Source organism: Kitasatospora sp. NPDC001540 (assembly GCF_042894345.1).
Taxonomy (GTDB): Bacteria; Actinomycetota; Actinomycetes; order Streptomycetales; family Streptomycetaceae; genus Kitasatospora; species Kitasatospora phosalacinea_C.
Genome location: NZ_JBIAVO010000022.1, coordinates 18446 through 37299, shown reverse-complemented (window position 1 = coordinate 37299; position 18854 = coordinate 18446). Strand labels below are relative to the sequence as shown.

Here is an 18854-nt window from a genome sequence, read left to right as displayed (position 1 = left end):
CGTGGCCACCCTCTACGAGAGGCCGCGCACCCCCGGCCGCGAGGACCTCACCGGCGGCCGGAACCCGATGAGCCCGCCCACGGGCGCGCACCTGCCTCCGGAACCCGGGCCGGAGTCGTCGGTCGGCGACGTGATCGGAGAGATCGCCCAGGACCTGACCGGGTTGGTGCGCGACGAGATCAACCTGGCGAAGGCCGAGCTGAAGGAGGAGGCCGCCAAGGCGGGCAAGGCCGGCGGGATGCTCGCCGGCGCCGGTTACGCGGGCCACCTGCTCGTGCTCTTCGTCAGCCTGACGGTGATGTTCGCCTTCGCCCACGTGGTCGACATCGCCTGGGCGGCCCTGATCGTCACCGCCCTGTGGGCGGCCGTCGCGGCCGTGCTCTACACCGTGGGCCGCAAGCGGCTCAGGGACGTGAACCTCAAGCCCGAACGGACCGTCGAGACACTGAAGGAGGACGCCGCATGGGCACGACACCCGACGAACTGAGGAACGACGTGGAGGTCCGCCGGGCGCACCTCGCCCGCAACGTCGACCTCCTCGCCGACCGGATGGCACCGCGGAGGATCGCCCAGCGCCGCGTGGGCGCCGTGCGCCGGCGGTTGACCAGTGCGAAGGAGCACGTGATGGGATCGGTGAACGACACCGGCCACGGGGTGCTGCAGGGCACCGGTGAGCTGGCCGGACGGGTCGGGGACAGCGCCGGGCAGGTGGCCGACCGGATCGGCGACACGGTCGGCGAAGGGGCCGGGCAGGTGGCCGGCGCCGTGCAGCAGGCGCCCGAGCAGGTGCGCCGCCAGACCCGGGGCAACCCGATCGCGGCGGGCATCATCGCCTTCGGGGCGGGCATGCTCGCCGCGACGCTGCTGCCGGTGTCCGAAACCGAGCAGCGAGCCGGCGCGCAGCTGCGCGAACACGCCGACGAGTTGGTCGAGCCCCTGAAGCAGGCTGCCACCCAGACGGTGCAGGAGGTCAAGGAGGAGCTGCGCGAACCGGCTCAGGAAGCCGTGGAGTCCGTCAGGGCCACCGCCCAGGAGGCGGTCCACACCACCACGGACGCCGGCCGGCAGGCCGCGCAGAGCACGGCCGAGGACCTCAAGCAGACCGGGCAGGATGCCGCGCGGCAGGTCCGCGACCAAGCCGGGGAATGACGCCCGAGGGCCGGTGCGGACGGATCCGTCCGCACCGGCCCGCCCTGCGCCCCGGCTGGCGTCCGCGCGCCGCTCGGCTCGGCGGGGCGCCCCGCGCCCCGCCCCCGGCCGCGGGCGCCCCCGCCCCCCCCCCCCCCCCGCCCGGGCGCGCCCCCCCGCGCGCGCCGCGCCCCCCCCCCCCCCCCCCCCCCCCCCCCCCCCGCCCTGCTCCCCGGCTGGCTTCCGCTCGCCGATCGGCTCGACGGGGCGCCCCGCGCCCCGCACGGGACCGCGGGCGCCCCGTCACCGGGCCCCGCGGTCCCGTGCGGGGCGCGGGAGACCGAAGCGCACGCTGCGCGACGCCGGTGCCGTCCCACCTCGGGAGTTCCCCGCGTGAGGGAGCCTGGTGGAACAGCGTCCACGGGAGTACCGACGCTACGGAGCGGCAGGGAGCCGGGTTCGTGGTGCCCGAGGTCGGCCGCGGACGTGCAGCCCGGGAGGCGGCCCTGCCACATCGACCTCGCCCCGGCGCTGTCGGGCTCCACGGCGGAGGGGTGGAAGCGGCGGCAGTGGGCAGGCGCACCGTGATCGCCGGTTCGGCGGCGGCGCCGGGCGCAGCGGCCCTGGGGCCGGGAGACCCCGCGCCGACGGGACGACCACGCCGCTGACCGCCCTTCTTCCTGGAGGTACCCGCACATGACGACCACTGTCCCGCGCCCCGTCGACCTCGGGACGGTGTGGACGCTGCCAGGGGTGTACGCACCCCAGGCCGACACCTTCCTACTGGCCCGGGCGCTCGTGACCGAGGGGGTCGCCCCGGGCACCGACGTCCTGGACCTGTGCACCGGCAGCGGTGCGCTCGCCGTGCTCGCGGCCCGGATGGGCGCCCGTGTCCGCGCCACCGACATCTCCTGGCGGGCGGTGCTGACCGCCCGCCTCAACGCGGCCCGCGCCCGGCAGCGGGTGCGGGTCCTGCACGGCGACCTGTCGGCGCACGAGCACGGCAGGACCTTCGACACGGTGGTGGCGAACCCGCCCTACGTACCGGCCAGCGCCGCGCTGCCCCCGCGCACGGGTCGGGCCCGGGCGTGGGACGCGGGCCACGACGGCCGCCACCTCGTCGACCGGATCTGTGCGCGCGCCCCGTCGCTGCTCAAACCGCGCGGCGTGCTGCTGATGGTGCACTCCGGCCTGTGCGGTGTCGACACGACCCTGCGGCGGCTCACGGACGCCGGGCTGAGCTGCGCGGTCACCGAGCGCACGTACATCCCCTTCGGGCCGGTCCTCACCGGACGGCTGCCGTGGCTGCGGGCCCAGGGCCTGATCGGCCCGGACGAGGACCGGGAGGAACTGGTGGTCGTCCGTGCCGAACGCAGCTGACCGCCCCAGGCGGGTCTCGGTGGACCGCGACGGGCCGGTGCTGATCGAAGGCCCGGTGGAGGTCGTGGCCGACGACGGCACGGTCACCGTCTCCGACCGGTTCGTCGTCGCCCTGTGCACCTGCCGCCGCAGCCGCACCTATCCGTGGTGCGACACCAGCCACCGTGCCCGCGGCCGCAGGCCCGCCCCGGACGCGTCGGCCGACGCGCAGCGGCACGACCAGCAGAGCGAAGGAGAAGCGTGAGGACCACCGCGACCGTTACCGCCGCCACCGACCGGGGCCGCAGCGAGCCGGCCCTGCCCCCGCCGCGCGGACCGCTGTCCGCCGGCCTGCTCGCCGCCCTCACCACCCCGGGGGCACCCGCGCCGGGTCCGCGGGAGGCGGCGACGGCGGACCCCTACGGCGAGGACCTGCAACTGGCCCTCTACCTGCTCTACGAACTGCACTACCGCGGCTTCGCGGGAGTGGCCGAGGACCGCGAGTGGGACCCGGCGCTGATGCCGCTGCGCCGGGCGCTGGAGGAGCGCTTCCTCGCCGCGCTGCGCGCCGACGTCGCCCCCGGGCGCACTGTCGACGAGGTGTTCGGCGAACTGCTGGTCGAGCCGCTCGATCACGAGGGCAGTGTCTCCCACTACCTGGAGCACGAGGGCGAGTTGTGGCAGCTGCGGGAGTACGCCGTGCTGCGCTCGCTGTACCACCTCAAGGAGGCCGACCCGCACGCCTGGGTCATCCCCCGGCTGCGCGGGCGGGCCAAGGCCGCCATGGTCGCCATCGAGTACGACGAGTTCGGCGCCGGCCGGGCGGAGAACGTCCACGCCCGGCTCTTCGCCGACCTGATGACCGACCTGGAGCTGGACACCGCCTACGGCCGCCACCTGCCGGCCGCGCCGGCCGACGTGCTGGCCACCGTCAACCTGATGACGCTGTTCGGCCTGCACCGGGCGCTGCGGGGCGCGCTGGTCGGCCACTTCGCCTGCGTCGAGGTCACCTCCTCGCCCGGCTCCCGCCGACTGGCCGCAGCGATGCGGCGCACCGGCGCCGGCGAGGCCGCCGTGCGCTTCTACGCCGAGCACGTCGAGGCGGACGCCGTCCACGAGCAGGTCGTACGCCGCGAGGTGATCGGCGGACTCCTGGCCGACGAACCCCACCTGGAAGCCGACGTGGCGTTCGGCGCGGACGCCACCACCTTCCTGGAGGACCGGCTGGCGGCCCGCCTGCTGGATGCGTGGCGGCACGGACGCTCGGCCCTCCGGGCCGCATGACCGACACCGTCGGCCCCACGGCGGCCGCCGTCGCCGCCGGAACCTCCAACGAGGACCCGCCCAGGCGGTCCTCGAAGCCGACACCATCGAATCCCTGCCCCACGAGACCCCCACCCTCGTCCTCGGCCTCCTCCAGGACGGCGCCACCCCGCACGAGGCCGTCACCGCCCTCGTCCGCCACGCCATGCACATCACCGACGGCCTCCTCCTGGACCCCGTCACCCTGCGCGACCAACTCGAGGACTTCGAGGAGACCGTCGCCGAACACACCGGCGAAACCGACCCCGACCTCGACGACGTCGCCGTCCGCCTTACCCCCCTCGACCCCAAACGCCCCGCCCGCGACCTCCTCGAAGACCTCCTCGCCGGCATCCACGGCTGCTGGCTCCTGCACAACGCCTCCGCCGAACCCGACGAGGACCAGGACCTCGGCGACGCCGAGGACCGGAACGACGAACAGGCCGAGGAGCACCAACGGCGCAGCCACGAGCGCTTCGCCGAGCTCGTGCCCGAAACCGCCACCGCGCACCGCGACCGCCTCATCTGACCAGCACCGCGCAACGGGGCAACCGCGGATCTCCCCTTCCCCGTACTGAAGAACCCCGGCTCGCAGAACGTCTACGTCGGCACGCCGGTCAGCATCCCCCTCACCAGCACCGGCGGCACCACCCCCTACGCCTACAGCGCCAGCAACCTGCCCGCCGGCCTCACCATCAACCGCACCACCGGCACCATCACCGGCACCCCCACCACCTGGGGCTTCCGCACCGCCACCCTCACCGTGACCGACGCCGCCGGCAAGACCTCCAGCGTCTCCGTCGACTTCACCGTCTGGTCCTGACCCGGACCCGGATCCCGAACCGGCGGATCGCGTCCTGGCCCCAGGGCGCGATCCGTCCCCCGGACACCCTCCGGCCGGCCCCCAACCCCCTGCGACGGCCGGAGATCCGTGTCCGCCCCACCGCGGCCCCACGCCGGGCGACCCCTGGCGCGGGGCCGCGGCCGTGGTGTCCGGCGGGGGCGGGGTGCGCCCCTGCGACCCCGCGGCCCCGGTCAGTCGGCACTGTCCGCGGTGAGCATCCGGAAGTCGTAGGCGCGCGGCAGCGGGAGGCCCGGGGCGGCTCCGCCCGTCGCCCGCTGGTGCGCGAACCAGAGTTCGTGCAGGGAGCTCTCGCCCTCGCGCACGTCGGCCAGTTCGATGCCCTCGCGCAGGAGGCGACCGCAGCGCTCCGGGTCGCCGGAGTCGAGGGCGGCGCGGGCCTCGGCCCAGCGGACCCTGCCGAGGGCCCGGTCGGCCGCGGGGAGGGCGGTGAGCAGCGCCAGGGCTTCGGCCGCCGCTCCGGCCCGGATCAGCAGGCAGGCGCTCTCCAGGACCAGCGGCACCAGGCCGGGTGCCAGCCGGAGCGCCTCGCGGTAGGCCCGGGCGGCCTCGGTGAGGTCGCCGGTGCGCGCGGCGAGCGCGGCGAGGTTGCGCCAGGCCCAGGCGGTGGGCCGGACCTCGATCGAGCGCCGCCAGTTCTCGCGGGCGCCGTCGAGGTCGCCGACGTGGGCGCGCAGCACCCCGAGGTGCAGCAGGGCCGGCCAGCCGGTGTCGGCGCGGAGCTGCTCCTCCCAGGCCGGGTCGATCTGGTAGGAGGCGGGGGCCTGCCGCGGGTCGGCCGTGGCGATGCGTCCGTGGTCGAGGAGTTCCAGCCAGGGGGCCTGTTCGGGGCCGAGGGTGCTGTCGGGGAAGGGGGCGCCCGGCACGGGCAGGGGGCTCTGGCCGGCCCGGGCCCGGCGGCGTTCCTCCAGGGCTCCCCAGCCGGACCCCGCTTGCAGCGGCTCGTCCGGTCGGTGGTCCACCCAGTGGGCGGCGGCCTCCAGTTCCGCGTCCAGGACGTGCTGCGGGACGAGCCGGTCCAGCCCGTCCAGGGCGGCCTCCCGGGCGGCGGCCCAGTCGTCGCCGTGGACGGCGGCGGGGTCGGCCTCCAGCAGGCCGTACGCCTCGATCCAGGACCAGCGGGCACCGGCGGGCATCGGCAGGTGTTCGAGCTGGGTGCGGGCGAGGCCGGCCTGGATCTCCAGGTAGCCGCTGCCCGGTCCGGACAGCCACTCCTGCCAGTGCCGGCCGCCTTCGCCCTGGCCCCAGAGGAAGAGCTTTCGGCCGCGCAGTCGTCCGGTGGAGGCCTGCACCAGGCCGCGGCCGCTCGCGTCCAGGGCGGTGACCCAGCCCCGCCGGTCGGCGGGGACGTCGAAGAAGTAGTCGGCCGCGTCCCGGGAGAGGGTGGTGCGGCTGAGGTCCGTGCCGTCCGGGGCGGGCAGCGCGACGCGGCGGATCCGGCGGTCGTAGGAGAACTGCCAGGCGGCGTCCGCGGGGGCCAGCACGCGGACGTCCGGTGCCTCCGGGACGGCGGTGTTCGACCACCAGTACATGGGCACCGCGGTGTCCCGGGGGTTGGTGATCCGCACGTGGACCAGCAGGACCCGGGAGTCGTCGGGGAGGTAGGCGTCGATCTGGAAGACGACGCCGCGGATCCGCTCGTACTCCCACATCCGCAGGACCGGGGTGCCGTCCGGGCGGGTGAGGCGGGCGGCGTGCAGGGGTTCGCAGGTGGTGGGGGCGTGGCCGATGGTGCCGATGTTCCACTCGACGCCGCCGGCCAGCCAGGCACCGCGCAGGGCGAGGTTGGCGGGCTGGAACACCGGGTTGCGGAAGAGGAGTTCGCGTCCGGTCGGCTTGTGGACCAGGGACCAGAGCCGGCCGCCCGCGCCGAGCAGGAAGGTGGCCCGCAGGGTGTCGTTCTCCAGCACCGCGACGGGGTGCTCGGCGGGTGAGCGGTCGCGGGTGTAGCCGTCCTGCACGAGGTAGGGCATGACGGAGGGCACCCGGCCGTAGCCGATGTTGTGGCGCATCTCCTCGTCCGCCTCGCCGGCGTCCTCGACCTGGTGCAGGTCGGCGCCGGTGAACAGCGGGGGGAGGGGGTTGACGGGGCCGACCGGTGCGGTCGGCAGCGTCAGGGTGGTCAGCCGCAGCTCACTCATCTGTCGTTCTGCCTCTTCGGGTGCGTGGGGCGGGCTACTTGACGCTGCCGGAGGTCAGTCCGGCCTTCCAGTAGCGCTGCAGCAGGAGGAACATCACCACGATCGGGACGACCGACAGCAGCGATCCGGTGATGATGAGGTTGTAGGGGACGGTCTGGCCGCGCTGTTCCTTCCAGGCGACCAGGCCGACGGTGACCGGCTGCAGGCGGTCGTTCGCGAGCATCAGCGACGGCAGCAGGTAGTTCGTCCAGATCGTCACGAACTGGAACAGGAAGACGGTGACCAGCGAGGGCTGCAGGACCCGCAGGGCGATGGAGCGGAAGATCCTGAACTCGCCCGCGCCGTCGATCCGTCCGGCCTCCAGCAGTTCGTCGGGCACCGCGGCCGCCGCGTAGATGCGCGCCAGGTAGACGCCGAACGGGCTGACGACGCTGGGGACGAAGACTGCCCAGAAGGTGTTCACCACGTGGGTGGCCGAGAACATCAGGTAGAGCGGCAGGGCGAACAGCGGGGCAGGGATCAGGATGGCGCCCAGCACGGTGTTGAACACCGCCTCGCGGCCGCGGAAGGCGTACTTCGCCAGCACGTAGCCGGCCATCGCGGACAGCAGGGTGGCGACGGCCGCGCCGCCGACCGCGTACAGCAGGCTGTTGAGCAGCCAGCGTCCGAAGACGCCGTCCTGGACCCCGAGCAGGGCGGAGACGTTCTGCACGATCTCGATCCGGCCGGCGAACCAGAAGCCGTTGCTGGAGAAGAGGTCGCTGCTGCCCTTGGTCGCGGAGACGACCAGCCACCACACCGGTAGCAGGGAGTAGACCGCCGCGAGCAGCAGGACGGCGAGCACGCCCGCCCGGCCGACCGGGTTCGCGGCCCGGGACGGGCCCCTCGTCGTATCCTTCACAGTGCCGCTCCGCGCTTGTTGACGAACCGCATGAACCCGAACGAGAGGACGGAGATCACCAGCGCCAGGATCACCGAACGGGTCGCGGCGGCGTGGTAGTTGTTCGCGGCCACCTCGTTCTGCGCCGCCATGATCGGGGTCCAGTCGGCGGCCAGGTTGGGGGCGACGGCCCGCATGATGACGGGCTCGTTGTAGAGCTGCGCCATGCCGATGATGGAGAACACCGTGCTCATCACCAGGGCGGGGCGGACCATCGGGACCTTGATGTGCCAGGCGAGCCGCCAGCCGGTGCAGCCGTCGAGCTCGGCGGCCTCGGTGAGCTCGCCGGGGATCGCCTTCAGCGCCGAGTGGATGACGATCATGTTGTAGCCGGTCCAGCCCCAGGTCAGCATGTTGCCCACCGACCAGGGCAGCACGCCCTCGGAGGTGAAGTCGACGTGCAGGCCGACGTGGGCCAGCGCGTCGGCGATCGGACTGACGTCCGGCTGGTAGAGGAACGACCACATCAGGCCGCCGATCACCCCGGGGACCGCGTAGGGCAGGAAGAAGGCCAGTCGGAAGAACCGCTTGCCGGGCGTGCGGCGGGCGTCGAGCAGCAGGGCCAGCACCAGCGCCAGGCCCAGCATCAGCGGCACCTGCACGGCGCCGATCAGCAGCACCCGGACGACGGAGGAGGTGAAGACCCGGTCGCCCAGTGCGTCGGCGTAGTTGGACAGTCCGGTGAAGACCTCGGCGGGGGGAGCGAGCCCGAGGCCGGAGCGGCGCAGCTTGAACAGGCTCTCGTAGAGGGCGTAGCAGATCGGGGCGATGAAGGTGAGCAGGAAGAGCAGGCCGAACGGGGAGAGGAATCCCAGCGGGGCCCAGCGGCGGCCGTCGATGCGGCGGCGGGCGGGTTGGGAGGCGGCCCGGTGGGGCTTCGGGGGCATCCCGGTGCGCTCTTCCTGCGGGCGCGCGGGGGATGCGGTCGGGGAGCGGTGCATGGTCAGCCGATTTCCATGCCCTGGGTCTTCATCTCGGCGAGGGTCTGGGCCTGGGTGTCGGCCAGCGCGGCGTCGAGGGTGGTGGTGCCGGCGCCGGCCTTGCCGAGGCCGTCGCCGAGGGCGGCGGAGGTCCTGGTCATCACCGGGCCCCACTGGAAGCCGGGGGCGACCTGGGCGGCGCTCGCCTTGAACACGTCGTAGATCTTCTGGCCGCCGTAGAACGGGTCGGGTGCGGCCAGGGCCGGGTTGTCCAGGCCGGTGAGGGCGGCGGGGTAGATGCCGGTCTCCTTGACCAGGTTGCTGACGCTGGCCGGGTCGGTGCCGAACCAGTGGGCGAACTCGACGGCTTCCTTGGTGTGCTTGCAGCCCTTCAGGACGGCGTTGGGGGTGCCGCCGGCGTTGCCGGAGGCGGGCCGGGCGGCGTCCCAGACCGGCATCGGGGCGACCGCCCAGTTGCCGGAGGTCTGCTTGACGCTGTCGGCGAGGATCGGGGTGTCCCAGACGGCGTTGACGTCGGAGAGGACGGTGCCCTCGCCCATGCCCTTGTAGAGGGCGGTGTCGAAGCTCGGCACGACCTTGACCAGCTTCTTGTCGATCAGGCCCTGCCAGAAGGCGGCGACCTTCTTCGTGGCCGGGTCGTCCAGGCTCACGGTCCACTTGTCGCCGCCGGTGCCGAACCACTTGGCGCCGGCCTGCTGGGCGAGGCCGGCGAAGTTGTAGGCGTCGTTGCCGAAGTAGCCGATGTAGGCGTTCGGGTCGGCGGCGTGGATGACCGCGGCGTCGGCGGCGTACTCGTCCCAGGTCCTCGGCGCCTCGGTGATGCCGTACTTGGCGAAGAGGTCCTTGCGGTAGATCAGCGCCATCGGGGCGATGTCCACGGGCAGGCCGTAGGTGCGGCCCGCCACCCCGGACTGGGCGAACGCGGAGGCGGCGTACTCCTTCGCGTAGGGCGCGGCTTCGGCCGTCGCGTCCTGCAGGGCCCCGGCGGCGGCGAAGGTGGGGAGGGTCTCGAAGCCGACCGAGCCGACGCAGGGGGCGTTGCCGGCCTTCACGGCGCTGAGCAGCTTGGTGTAGCCGCCCTTGGATCCGGGCGAGATCTTGCTGTAGACGACCTGGACGTCCGGGTGGGTGGAGTTGAAGAGCTCGACGGACTTCTCGTAGCCGGGGGCCCAGCCCCAGAATTCGATCCTGACCGGTCCGGCGGCCTTGTCCCCGGCGCCGCCGGAGCCGCAGGCGGCCGTGCCGGCCAGGGAGGCGATCGCCACGGCGAGGGTGGCGGTTCTGAGCGCGCGGTTCTTCATGGGGGAGGGTCCTCTTCTGCTGCCTGCAGCGGGCGGGCTCGGCCCGGTGCGGTCGTGGGGGTCCGCCGAACGCTGCGGGTTGTTAGTTCCGCCAGTGTGTTAATTAACCTTCGGCGCTGTCAAGGGTCGCGAGGGGTCGTTGCACAAACGCGACGAACGGCGGGACGCGGCGGCCGGGCGGGCCATATCCCCAGCAGGCGAAGGGAGATGGGGCACCCATCGCACCATCCGCGGCCGCCGCGGGACGCAGGGCGGGCCGGGCCCGGCGCCGAACGATCTCCTTGATTAATTCAGGCCATGTATGAACTAACATGACCGGAGTCGACCCCGGCCTGCACCAGGCCCTGGAACGAGGAGAACACGTGCGACAGACGCAGCCCGGCACGGGTGGCACCGCGGGCGCCGTCCTGGCCGGCCACCCCGAGGTCGCCGACAAGGCGTCGCTGCGCCGCACCAACCTGGGCGTGATGCTGCGCCAACTGCGGGAGAACGGCGCGCAGTCGCGCACCCACCTCGCCACCGCGACCGGCCTGCCCAAGGCCACCGTCTCCGTCCTGGTGGCCGAGCTGATCCAACGCGGCCTGGTCCGCGAGGGGGAACTGGACCGGGCCGGTGCGGTCGGCCGCCCCCACCGCATGGTCGAGCTCGACGGCCGCTGGATCTGCGGCATCGGCGCCGAGATCGGCCCCGACCACCTCACCGTGCTCGCCCTCGACCTGCGCGGCACCGTCGTCCACCAGGACCGCCGCGCCCTCGACGTCCCCGCCCTCACCCCCCAGGCCGCCCTGCGCGAGGCCGCCGACCTCGTCGCGGACTGCCTCAGTGCGGTGACCGACCTCGGCATGCACACCATCGGGATCACCCTGGTCACCCAGGGGTCCGTCGACGCCGCCTCCGGAACGGTCACCGTGGCCAGCAACTTCGGCTGGCGCAACGTCCGGGCGGTCCACGAGCTGCGCACGCGGCTCGGGCGCCACGCACCGCCCGTGCTGCTCGAGAACGACGCCGAGTCCGGCGCCCTCGCCGAGTACCTCGCCGCCCCCGACGCCGACACCCGCGAACTCGTCTACGTCACCGGCGGGATCGGCGTCGGCGGGGCGAGCATCTCCGGCGGCAAACTGATCCGCGGCTCGGAGATCGGCCACATGAAGCTCGACCGCCTCGACCGGCCCTGCGCCTGCGGACGCACCGGCTGCTGGGAGCTGGCCGTCGGGCTGGGAGCCCTCCTGGACGCCGCCGCCGACCCCGCCGACCGGGTCCACGACCTGTCGGTCGACCTGGCCGACCGGCTGGGCGAGCTGCTCGACCGGGCCGACGCCGGGGACGCGCGCACCCTCGCCGCCCTCGCCACCGTCGCGGACGACCTCGCCCTCGGGCTCGGCGTCCTGGCGGACGTGCTCAACCCGCCCAGGATCGTCCTCGGCGGCTACTTCGCGGTCCTCGAACGCTACCTGGTCGGGTCCGTCCAGCAGGTCCTCGACGACCGGAGGATCTCCCCCGGCTCCCCGCGGGTCGTCGTCTCCGCCTCCGCCCTCGGACTCTCCAACGCCGCCCGCGGCGGCGCGCACCTGACCCTCGAAGGCATCTTCCAGGACCCCTCCGACGTCCCGGTCCGCCCGGAGCCCACCGACGGCGGCACCTGGTCCGCCTGACCCCCCACGGGCCGGGCCCCGGCCGCCAACCAGCCGGAGGCGGAAGGGAGTTCACTCCCTCGCCGGGCGGCCGCGACACGCACCGGGCCCGGGCACGGCCCTCGGAACGGGCGGTGCCGCGCGACGGCCGCTCGCACGGGGCAGCTCTTGACTACGGCGCGGACTGCTGCCACGGTTTGCTTCAAGTTGCTCGAAATGGCGCACAAGAGAGCAACTTCGAACACGCCGTCTCCTGCAGGTGCTCGCAGGAACGGCACGCTCCGGCCTCGACACGGACCGCCCCGGGGCGGCCGCGTAGGACGGGATCCGCACCGACGGCGCCCGGAAGCCCCCCGATCGGCCCGGTGCCCCCGCACCGGCGGACCCGGTCCGTCCCCCTGGGCCACGGACGGCAGGAACGCGGGCCCGTCGGACCGGAGCCGGCTCCCACCGTGAAGTCCCCCACCCTCAAGGAGTGCCCGTGTCCTCTCCCCCGCGCCGAGCCCTGGCGGCCGTGCTCGCGGCCGCCGCCCTGACGCTGTCCGGCGCCGTCACGCCCCCGGCCTCGGCGGCCCCGCCCGCCGCCACGTACACCGTCGCCGTCGGGGCCCCGGTCACGTACCCCTACCCGACCGACACCCAGGCGTCCCCGTACGTCGACAAGGACGGCACCTTCTACTTCCAGCAGTCAGCCGCCCTGTACGGCGCCACCGAGCGCCGGTACTGGGACTTCTACACCGGCACCGACTTCGACACCGCGACCAGGTCGAGCGCGATCAGCAACGCCGTCAACCCCGCGAACGGCAACGACAGGAACAACGACACCACCTGGCGCTGCAACAACAGCCCCACCGGCCGCGAGGCCACCTACGCGCCGAGCGGCTCCGGCTACGCCCAGAAGAACTACTGCGACCTCGCGGGGGTGTGGGTCGACCCGGACACCGGCGACTGGTACGGCCTGGTGCACAACGAGTTCACCCCCCAGCCCTTCGGCAGCGACGGCCTGCACTACGACGCCATCGACTACACCGTCTCCAAGGACCAGGGCCGGACCTGGGACGTCAAGAGCCACGTGATCACCTCCCCCTACAGCACCACCAGGGGCGACACCACGGCCTTCCCGCACCAGACCTTCTCCTACGGCGACGGCGACCAGCGGCTGTACGTCGACACCGCCTCGGGGTACTTCTACGTCTTCTACGGCTCGCGGATCGTCGACAAGAGCGGCGGCTGGAAGGCGTTCTACGAGCACGCGGCCCGCGCCCCGATCTCCGCCAAGATGGCCCCCGGCTCCTGGCAGAAGTGGTACGACGGCACCTGGAGCCAGCCCGGCGTCGGCGGCCGGGAGAGCAACATCGTCCCGGTCGGCTCCGGCAGCACCACCGGCTACACCCCCGCGTCCGGCGAGTACGACCCGGCCAACACCGGCACCGCCGCCCAGCAGATCGCAGCCGGCACGATGCCCCCGACCTCGCCGCTGTTCGTCATGGACATCACCTACGACGCCTACCTGAAGCTCTACGTCGGCCAGCCCCAGGCCGTCGACCAGAGCGGATCGGCGCCCCAGCAGTTCTACGCCACCGACGACCTCTCCACCCAGAAGTGGTTCCTGCTCGGCGACACCGGGAGCTACCGCACCGCCTCCTGGTACCGCTGGTTCCTCGACGGCGCCAACCGGACGAGCAGCACGATCGTCGGCAGGAGCTTCCGCTCCTACTGCTCCTTCGGGTGCGCCAACGGCGCCTCCGGCGCGTACGTCGACGTCACCATCGGCGCCTCCGCCACCGCCCCCGCACCGGTCGACGAGAGCAGGGCCTACCGGATCGGCAGCGGGGGCGGCCGCGTCCTGGCCCAGGTCGCCGGCTCCTCCGCCACCACCTCGGTGGGCGCCGCCACCGGCTCCGCCCTGGAGTCGTGGACCTTCACCGGCAACGGCGACGGCTCCTACCGGATCACCAACTCCTCCACCGGCCGACTGCTCGGCGTGGACTCCGCGTCCACCGGAGGCCGCGCCTGGGGCGCCCGGCCCACCGTCACCGCCGCCGGGGCGGGCGGCCCCACCGTCGGACAGCAGTGGTGGGTCGTGCCCGGGAAGTCCGCCGACAACACCCCCACCGGCACCGTCCGCCTGGTCAACCGCTACAGCGGCCTGGTGCTCGGCCTCTCCGCGGACCCCGGACGCCCCGCCGAGACCACCCCCACCCGCAGCTGGACCGACACCACCGGCAACGCCGTCGGCGGCTCCCGCACCGCGAGCGAGCAGACCCTGACGCTGACCGCGACCGGGGCGGCGGCGGAGACCGTCACCGTCGTGAACCCCGGCAACCAGTCGAGCACCCTCAACACGGCGCTCTCGCTCCAGCTGACCGCCACCGACACCGCCGGCAAGGCCCTCACCTTCACCGCGACCGGCCTGCCCGCCGGGCTGTCGATCAGCTCCACCGGCCTCGTCTCCGGCACCCCGACCGCGGCCGGACCGTCCACCGTCACGGTCACCGCCTCCTCCGGCACCGCCACCGGCACGACCACCTTCACCTGGAGCATCACCCCGCAGCTCAACGGCGCCCACACCCTGACCACCGGGGGGAAGGCCCTCGACGACCCGAACAGCTCCACGACCGCGGGCACCCAGCTCATCACCTGGAGCCCCAACGGCGGCAGCAACCAGAACTGGACCTTCACCCAACAGCCCGACGGCAGCTACCAGATCGTCAACGGCCTCTCCCACCTCTGCATGGACGTCAGCGGCGGCTCCGGCTCCGCCGGCGCGCAGATCATCCAGTGGACCTGCACCGGCGGCACCAACCAGCGCTGGGTGGTCACCGCCGCGACCGGCGGCTACGCCATCACCTCCAAGAGCAGCGGACTCTCGCTGACCACCGCCTCCACCTCCGACGGCGCGCCCGTCACCCAGCAGAGCGACACCGGCTCCGCCCTCCAGCGCTGGACCCTCAGCTGACCCTCCGCCCACGAGGACGGGCCCGCCCCGACCGACGGGGCCCCGCGGGCACCCTCCCGCGGGGCCCCCTTCCGCCTCTCCCCGGTCCGGGTCCTCCCCGCCCGGCCCGCCCGCCCATCCCCCCTCGGAGGGAAGAACCGCCATGCCCCTGACCACCACGGGCGGACTCGTCGCCGAGGCCGTCACCCACCGCGGCGCCGTCGCCGCGTTCAACGTCGTCACCCTGGAACAGGTCGAAGCCGTGATCGCCGCCGCCGAGGCGGTGGGCGAGCCGGTCGTCCTCCAAGTCAGCGAGAACGCCGTGAAGTTCCGCGCGGGCCGGCTGCGCCCGCTCGCCGCCGCCGCGGTGAGCGCCGCCCGCAGCAGCGAGGTGCCGGTGGCCCTGCACCTCGACCACGTCAAGGACGAAGCGCTGCTGCGGGAGGCCGCCGACTGCGGGTTCGGCTCCGTGATGTTCGACGCCGCGCACCTCCCCTACGCGGAGAACGTCGCCGCGACCCGGCGGGCCGCCCGGTGGGCGCACGCCCACGGCCTGTGGCTGGAGGCCGAACTCGGCGAGGTCGGCGGCAAGGACGGCCGGGGCCCGCTGGACGCCCACGCCCCGGGGGCCCGCACCGAACCCGGCGAGGCCGTGCGGTACGTCGAGGAGACCGGGGTGGACGCCCTGGCCGTGGCGATCGGCAGCTCGCACGCGATGACCTCGCGCGACGCCGTGATCGACCACGACCTGCTCGCCGCGCTGCACGAACGCCTCCCGCTCCCGCTGGTCCTGCACGGATCGTCCGGCGTCGCCGACGAGGACCTGCAGCGGGCCGTCCGGGGCGGCATCAGGAAGGTCAACATCGGAACGGCCCTGAGCATCGCGATGACCGGTGCGATCCGGGCCGACCTCGACACCGACCCGAGGGCCGTCGACCCCCGCCGGTACCTGACGGCGGGCCGCCGGGCCGTCACCGACAGCGTCGTCCGGCTCCTCGGGACGGTGGCCGCCGCGCCCCTCCGGTGACCCGCCGCCGGGCAGCCTCCCGACAGGCCCCGCTCCGCCGCCCCGCACCGCACCGGCACCGTCCCGGAGCGGCCCACCGCCGTCGCCCACCACCCAGGAAGCCGCCCGTGCCCGACACCCCACCCGCCGTGACGACCGTCGAACGCGCCTGCCGACCGACCGCGCCCGGGCAGCAGGCCCAGCCCCGCACCGGCTCCGCCGCCCCGGCGCCCGGGAGGAGCCGGACGTCTGACGACCCGCCGCCCGGCGAGTGCGTGATCGCCCTGGACGTCGGCGGGACCAGCATGAAGGGAGCCCTGATCGACCGCGGGTCGGGGCTCCTGGCCACCGAACGGCGGCCCACCCCCCGCGCGCACGGGCCGGGAGCCGTCGTCGACGCCGTCGAGGCGGCCCTGGGCTCCCTCGCCCGCGAGGCGGCGCGGTCGGAGCTCACCGTCCGCCGGGCCGGAGTGGTCGTCCCGGGCATCGTCGACGCCGAGCGCTCCCTCGCCGTCCACTCGGCCAACATCGGCTGGCGCGACCTGCCCCTCGCCGCGGTCCTCGAAGAGCGCACCGGCCTGCCGGTCACGCTCGGCCACGACGTACGGGCCGGGGCCCTGGCCGAAGTCCGGCTGGGCGCCGCCCGGGGGAGCAGGGACGCGCTGTTCGTGGCGATCGGCACCGGGGTCTCGGCGGCCGCGGTCAGCGACGGCCGACTGCTGACGGCCGGCGGCTACGCGGGCGAGCTGGGCCATCTCGTCGTGGAACCCGACGGCCCGCCGTGCCCCTGCGGAGGCGTCGGCTGCCTGGAGACCGTGGCGTCCGCGGCGGAGATCGCCGCGGCCTACACCGCGCTGTCCGGGCGGCCCGTCGTGGGCGCCGCCGAGGTCGCCGCGCGGCTGACCGGGGGCGACGGGGCCGCCCGGGCCGTCTGGGCCCGCGCCGTCGAAGGGCTCGCCACCGCGCTCGCCACCGCCGTCACCCTGCTCGCCCCCGAAGTCGTCGTCCTCGGCGGAGGACTCGCGGAGTCCGGCGGTCTCCTGCTCGACCCGGTGCGGACGCGGCTCGCCGAGAAGCTGACCTTCCACCGACGGCCCCGCCTGGTCGCGGCCGCGTTGGGCGACCGCGCGGGCTGCCTCGGCGCCGGGCTGCACGCCTGGGAGGCCGCGGACGCGCATGCCACCCGGAGCTGCTTCTCATCGGGATCCTGACGTCGCGCCAGCCTGCCGCCCCGACGGCCACCGGCCGGACCCGGCAGGCCGACGGACCCCGAACGGTGCTCCACCCAGCAGTGCGTGACGACCCGCCCGACCCACGGCACAGCTCAGCGTCCCGCGGGCCCGCCCGCCAGCGGCGCGGCCTGCGGCACCCACCCTCGACCACTCCCGAGCAGGCGTCGACCGATGCGCTCCCTTCCCCACCTCGGCGCCCGCCCCGGCAGCGGGGGCATCACCCCCACCCTCTGCGCCCCTGCTGACCGGCGCGGCCTGCTCGCCGCCCTCGGAACCGCCACGGCCGCCCACGCGCCAACGCCCCCACCGAGGACCGGCTCGTACGGCCCGGCGGCCACCGTGCAACCACCACCTGAGGCGGCAACGGAAAGAGCCGGCACCTGATTTCCCAAGTACCGTCTTCCACAACCGACTTCACAGTCGGGACGACAGGATTTGAACCTGCGACCCCTTGACCCCCAGTCCCAAAATGGTCCCAAGGCCCAGCCCAGGGCTCGGACACGCGGAGTAACAGCCCTTCGCCAGCCACCCGCTAGGTGCCGAGATGTCGGCCGAGACCTCGGCCTGCGGGTTCACCTGTCGCACGGCCTGCACGGCGCGGATCAGGGACGCCTACCCATCGGCTACGTGCCGTGATCTCCCGTTCAGCGTGTCGTGTGGCGCGTGTCGCCGCCGACCGGCCGCCGCGTGCTCCACGCCCGGTCCTGTACGCCCTGCCGACACGCCGAACAGAGCGGCGAACCTTGGTGGCAGAGAGCACCGAGTGCGAGGAGGGGTTCATGGGACAGCGTCCCCAGCGAGGCAGGGTGTATCGGCGGTGCGGCTGCAAGGACGGCAGCAGCGGGAAGCAGTTGGGGTCGTGGTGTCCGCAGTTGGCCGCGGACGTGAAGCACGGAACCTGGACGTACTGCGTCGACCTCGCCCCTGACGAGGGACGGCGCCGCACCCGTCGGCGGGGCGGGTTCTCCTCCCGCGCCGAAGCGGCGCGGGAGATGGCCGCGGTCCTGGACGGCGAGCTGCGCGGGGTCTACGAGAACCGGCGCACCACGGTGGCCAGCTTCCTGCGGGAGTGGCTCGCGGCGCGGAAGATCGAGCTGGCGCCGAACACCTACGCCGGGTACGCGGACTGCGTGCAGCGCGACCTCATCCCAGCGTTCGGCCGACACCGGCTGCCGGATCTGCGCCCCCAGCACATCGAGGACTGGATCCGCGCCCAGCAGGAAGCCGGCCGCGGGCGCGTGACCGTGTACCGGGTGATGGCAACACTGCGCAACGCGCTGAACGCGGCCGTCCGATCATGGCGGCTGCGCTACAACCCCGCCAAGTACGCCGTCCCGCCCAAGCCCCGCGCCGCCGAACGCACCTGCTGGACCCCGGACGAGGCGGCCGCGTTCCTGCGGCACAACAAGGAGCACTACGCCGACCAGCTCACCGACCTGTTCGAGGTCATGCTCGGCACCGGCATGCGCCGCGGCGAGATCCTCGCCCTGCACTGGTCCGACGTCCACCTCATGGACCGCAAGCTCTACGTCCGCTGGACCCTCGCCGCCATCAACAACGCCGAGATCCGCTTCGGTGAGCCCAAGACCGAGGCCAGCCGCGCCTGGATCAGCCTCTCCCCCAGGAGCATGACGGCCCTCCACCGCCAAGCCGCGATCCAGATGAGCGCCCACCCACAAGGCCGGCTCGAAGGACTCGTCTTCCCCCGCCCCGACGGCCAGGCAGCCCCTGCGCCCGCAATGGCTGTTGAACCAGCTGCGTAAACGCACCGCCGAACTCGACCTACCCGCCATCGGCCTGCACGACCTGCGCCACACCGCCGCCAGCATCATGATCGCCGAGAACGTCCCCATCGCCGTCATCTCCAAGACCCTCCGACACACCACCCTCGCCGTCACCATCAACCTCTACGGCCACCTCCTCAAGGACTCCGCCGACCAAGCCGTCACCGCACTCAGCAGCGCACTCGATCGCGCCGACAGCAACCAAAGCCAACAGGAACGCCACGCTTCGCCTGTGCAATCAGCGGCTTGACGCAACAGGCAGCTGGCCGCCCGCTACTGCGGTTCGGAA

At 73.8% G+C, this 18854-nt stretch carries 17 protein-coding genes; 13 read left to right on the top strand and 4 right to left on the bottom strand.

Going from position 1 to position 18854, the window contains the following annotated elements; genetic code table 11:
- The first annotated feature begins 1 nt into the window (after window position 1).
- The 7 genes from ACFY00_RS24270 to ACFY00_RS24240 all read left to right on the top strand — a co-directional run bounded on the left by ACFY00_RS24270 (window position 2) and on the right by ACFY00_RS24240 (window position 4612).
- Window positions 2-487 (top strand): phage holin family protein, encoded by a 486-nt coding sequence (locus tag ACFY00_RS24270; RefSeq protein WP_388033637.1) that lies wholly within the window; start codon window positions 2-4, stop codon window positions 485-487.
- Entirely contained in the window at window positions 463-1149 is a 687-nt protein-coding gene (locus ACFY00_RS24265) for a DUF3618 domain-containing protein (protein WP_388033636.1), read from the top strand. Before ACFY00_RS24270 ends, ACFY00_RS24265 begins: the two co-directional genes overlap by 25 nt.
- Before the next feature lie 675 nt (window positions 1150-1824).
- Window positions 1825-2508, top strand: a complete 684-nt coding sequence (locus ACFY00_RS24260) for a HemK2/MTQ2 family protein methyltransferase (protein WP_388033635.1) — start codon at window positions 1825-1827, stop codon at window positions 2506-2508.
- Window positions 2492-2752 carry a CDGSH iron-sulfur domain-containing protein gene (locus tag ACFY00_RS24255; protein ID WP_388033634.1) on the top strand — a complete coding sequence of 87 codons (261 nt, stop codon included), beginning with the start codon at window positions 2492-2494 and terminating at the stop codon, window positions 2750-2752. The genes ACFY00_RS24260 and ACFY00_RS24255 overlap by 17 nt, the downstream gene beginning before the upstream one ends.
- Window positions 2749-3771 (top strand): iron-containing redox enzyme family protein, encoded by a 1023-nt coding sequence (locus ACFY00_RS24250; RefSeq protein WP_388033633.1) that lies wholly within the window; start codon window positions 2749-2751, stop codon window positions 3769-3771. The genes ACFY00_RS24255 and ACFY00_RS24250 overlap by 4 nt, the downstream gene beginning before the upstream one ends.
- Window positions 3731-4318 carry a hypothetical protein gene (locus ACFY00_RS24245; RefSeq protein WP_388033632.1) on the top strand — a complete coding sequence of 196 codons (588 nt, stop codon included), beginning with the start codon at window positions 3731-3733 and terminating at the stop codon, window positions 4316-4318. Before ACFY00_RS24250 ends, ACFY00_RS24245 begins: the two co-directional genes overlap by 41 nt.
- A 45-nt stretch (window positions 4319-4363) precedes the next feature.
- Window positions 4364-4612, top strand: a complete 249-nt coding sequence (locus ACFY00_RS24240) for a putative Ig domain-containing protein (protein WP_388033719.1) — start codon at window positions 4364-4366, stop codon at window positions 4610-4612.
- A 212-nt stretch (window positions 4613-4824) separates the two neighbouring features.
- Here ACFY00_RS24240 and ACFY00_RS24235 read toward each other — a convergent pair whose 3' ends face one another.
- The 4 genes from ACFY00_RS24235 to ACFY00_RS24220 are packed head-to-tail and all read right to left on the bottom strand — an operon-like array spanning window position 4825 to window position 9974.
- On the bottom strand, window positions 4825-6792 hold the full coding sequence (locus ACFY00_RS24235) for a DUF5107 domain-containing protein (protein ID WP_388033631.1): 1968 nt from the start codon (window positions 6790-6792) through the stop codon (window positions 4825-4827).
- Between the two features lie 34 nt (window positions 6793-6826).
- Window positions 6827-7693 carry a carbohydrate ABC transporter permease gene (locus ACFY00_RS24230; RefSeq protein WP_388033630.1) on the bottom strand — a complete coding sequence of 289 codons (867 nt, stop codon included), beginning with the start codon at window positions 7691-7693 and terminating at the stop codon, window positions 6827-6829.
- On the bottom strand, window positions 7690-8619 hold the full coding sequence (locus ACFY00_RS24225) for a carbohydrate ABC transporter permease (protein ID WP_388033629.1): 930 nt from the start codon (window positions 8617-8619) through the stop codon (window positions 7690-7692). Before ACFY00_RS24225 ends, ACFY00_RS24230 begins: the two co-directional genes overlap by 4 nt.
- Before the next feature lie 56 nt (window positions 8620-8675).
- Window positions 8676-9974, bottom strand: coding sequence for an ABC transporter substrate-binding protein (locus ACFY00_RS24220; protein ID WP_388033628.1), 1299 nt, complete (start codon window positions 9972-9974; stop codon window positions 8676-8678).
- A gap of 362 nt (window positions 9975-10336) precedes the next feature.
- Between ACFY00_RS24220 and ACFY00_RS24215 the strand changes: the two genes are divergently transcribed.
- The 6 genes from ACFY00_RS24215 (at window position 10337) to ACFY00_RS24190 (ending at window position 18815) form a co-directional block, all read left to right on the top strand.
- The gene (locus ACFY00_RS24215) at window positions 10337-11626 is read left to right on the top strand and encodes an ROK family protein (RefSeq protein WP_388033627.1); all 1290 of its coding nucleotides are present in this window, start codon (window positions 10337-10339) and stop codon (window positions 11624-11626) included.
- Window positions 11627-12086: 460 nt separating this feature from the next.
- A complete protein-coding gene (locus ACFY00_RS24210) occupies window positions 12087-14564 on the top strand; it encodes an RICIN domain-containing protein (protein WP_388033626.1) in 2478 nt (825 codons plus the stop codon).
- A 142-nt stretch (window positions 14565-14706) separates the two neighbouring features.
- Entirely contained in the window at window positions 14707-15570 is an 864-nt protein-coding gene (locus ACFY00_RS24205) for a ketose-bisphosphate aldolase (protein ID WP_388033625.1), read from the top strand.
- 284 nt (window positions 15571-15854) lie between these two features.
- A complete protein-coding gene (locus ACFY00_RS24200) occupies window positions 15855-16760 on the top strand; it encodes an ROK family protein (RefSeq protein WP_388033718.1) in 906 nt (301 codons plus the stop codon).
- Window positions 16761-17560: 800 nt separating this feature from the next.
- Complete coding sequence (gene xerC / locus ACFY00_RS24195; protein ID WP_388033624.1) at window positions 17561-18544, top strand: tyrosine recombinase XerC; 984 nt, start codon at window positions 17561-17563, stop codon at window positions 18542-18544.
- Window positions 18528-18815: a tyrosine-type recombinase/integrase gene (locus ACFY00_RS24190; RefSeq protein ID WP_388033623.1), complete on the top strand. Its 288-nt coding sequence runs from the start codon at window positions 18528-18530 to the stop codon at window positions 18813-18815. Before xerC ends, ACFY00_RS24190 begins: the two co-directional genes overlap by 17 nt.
- Window positions 18816-18854: the final 39 nt, after the last annotated feature.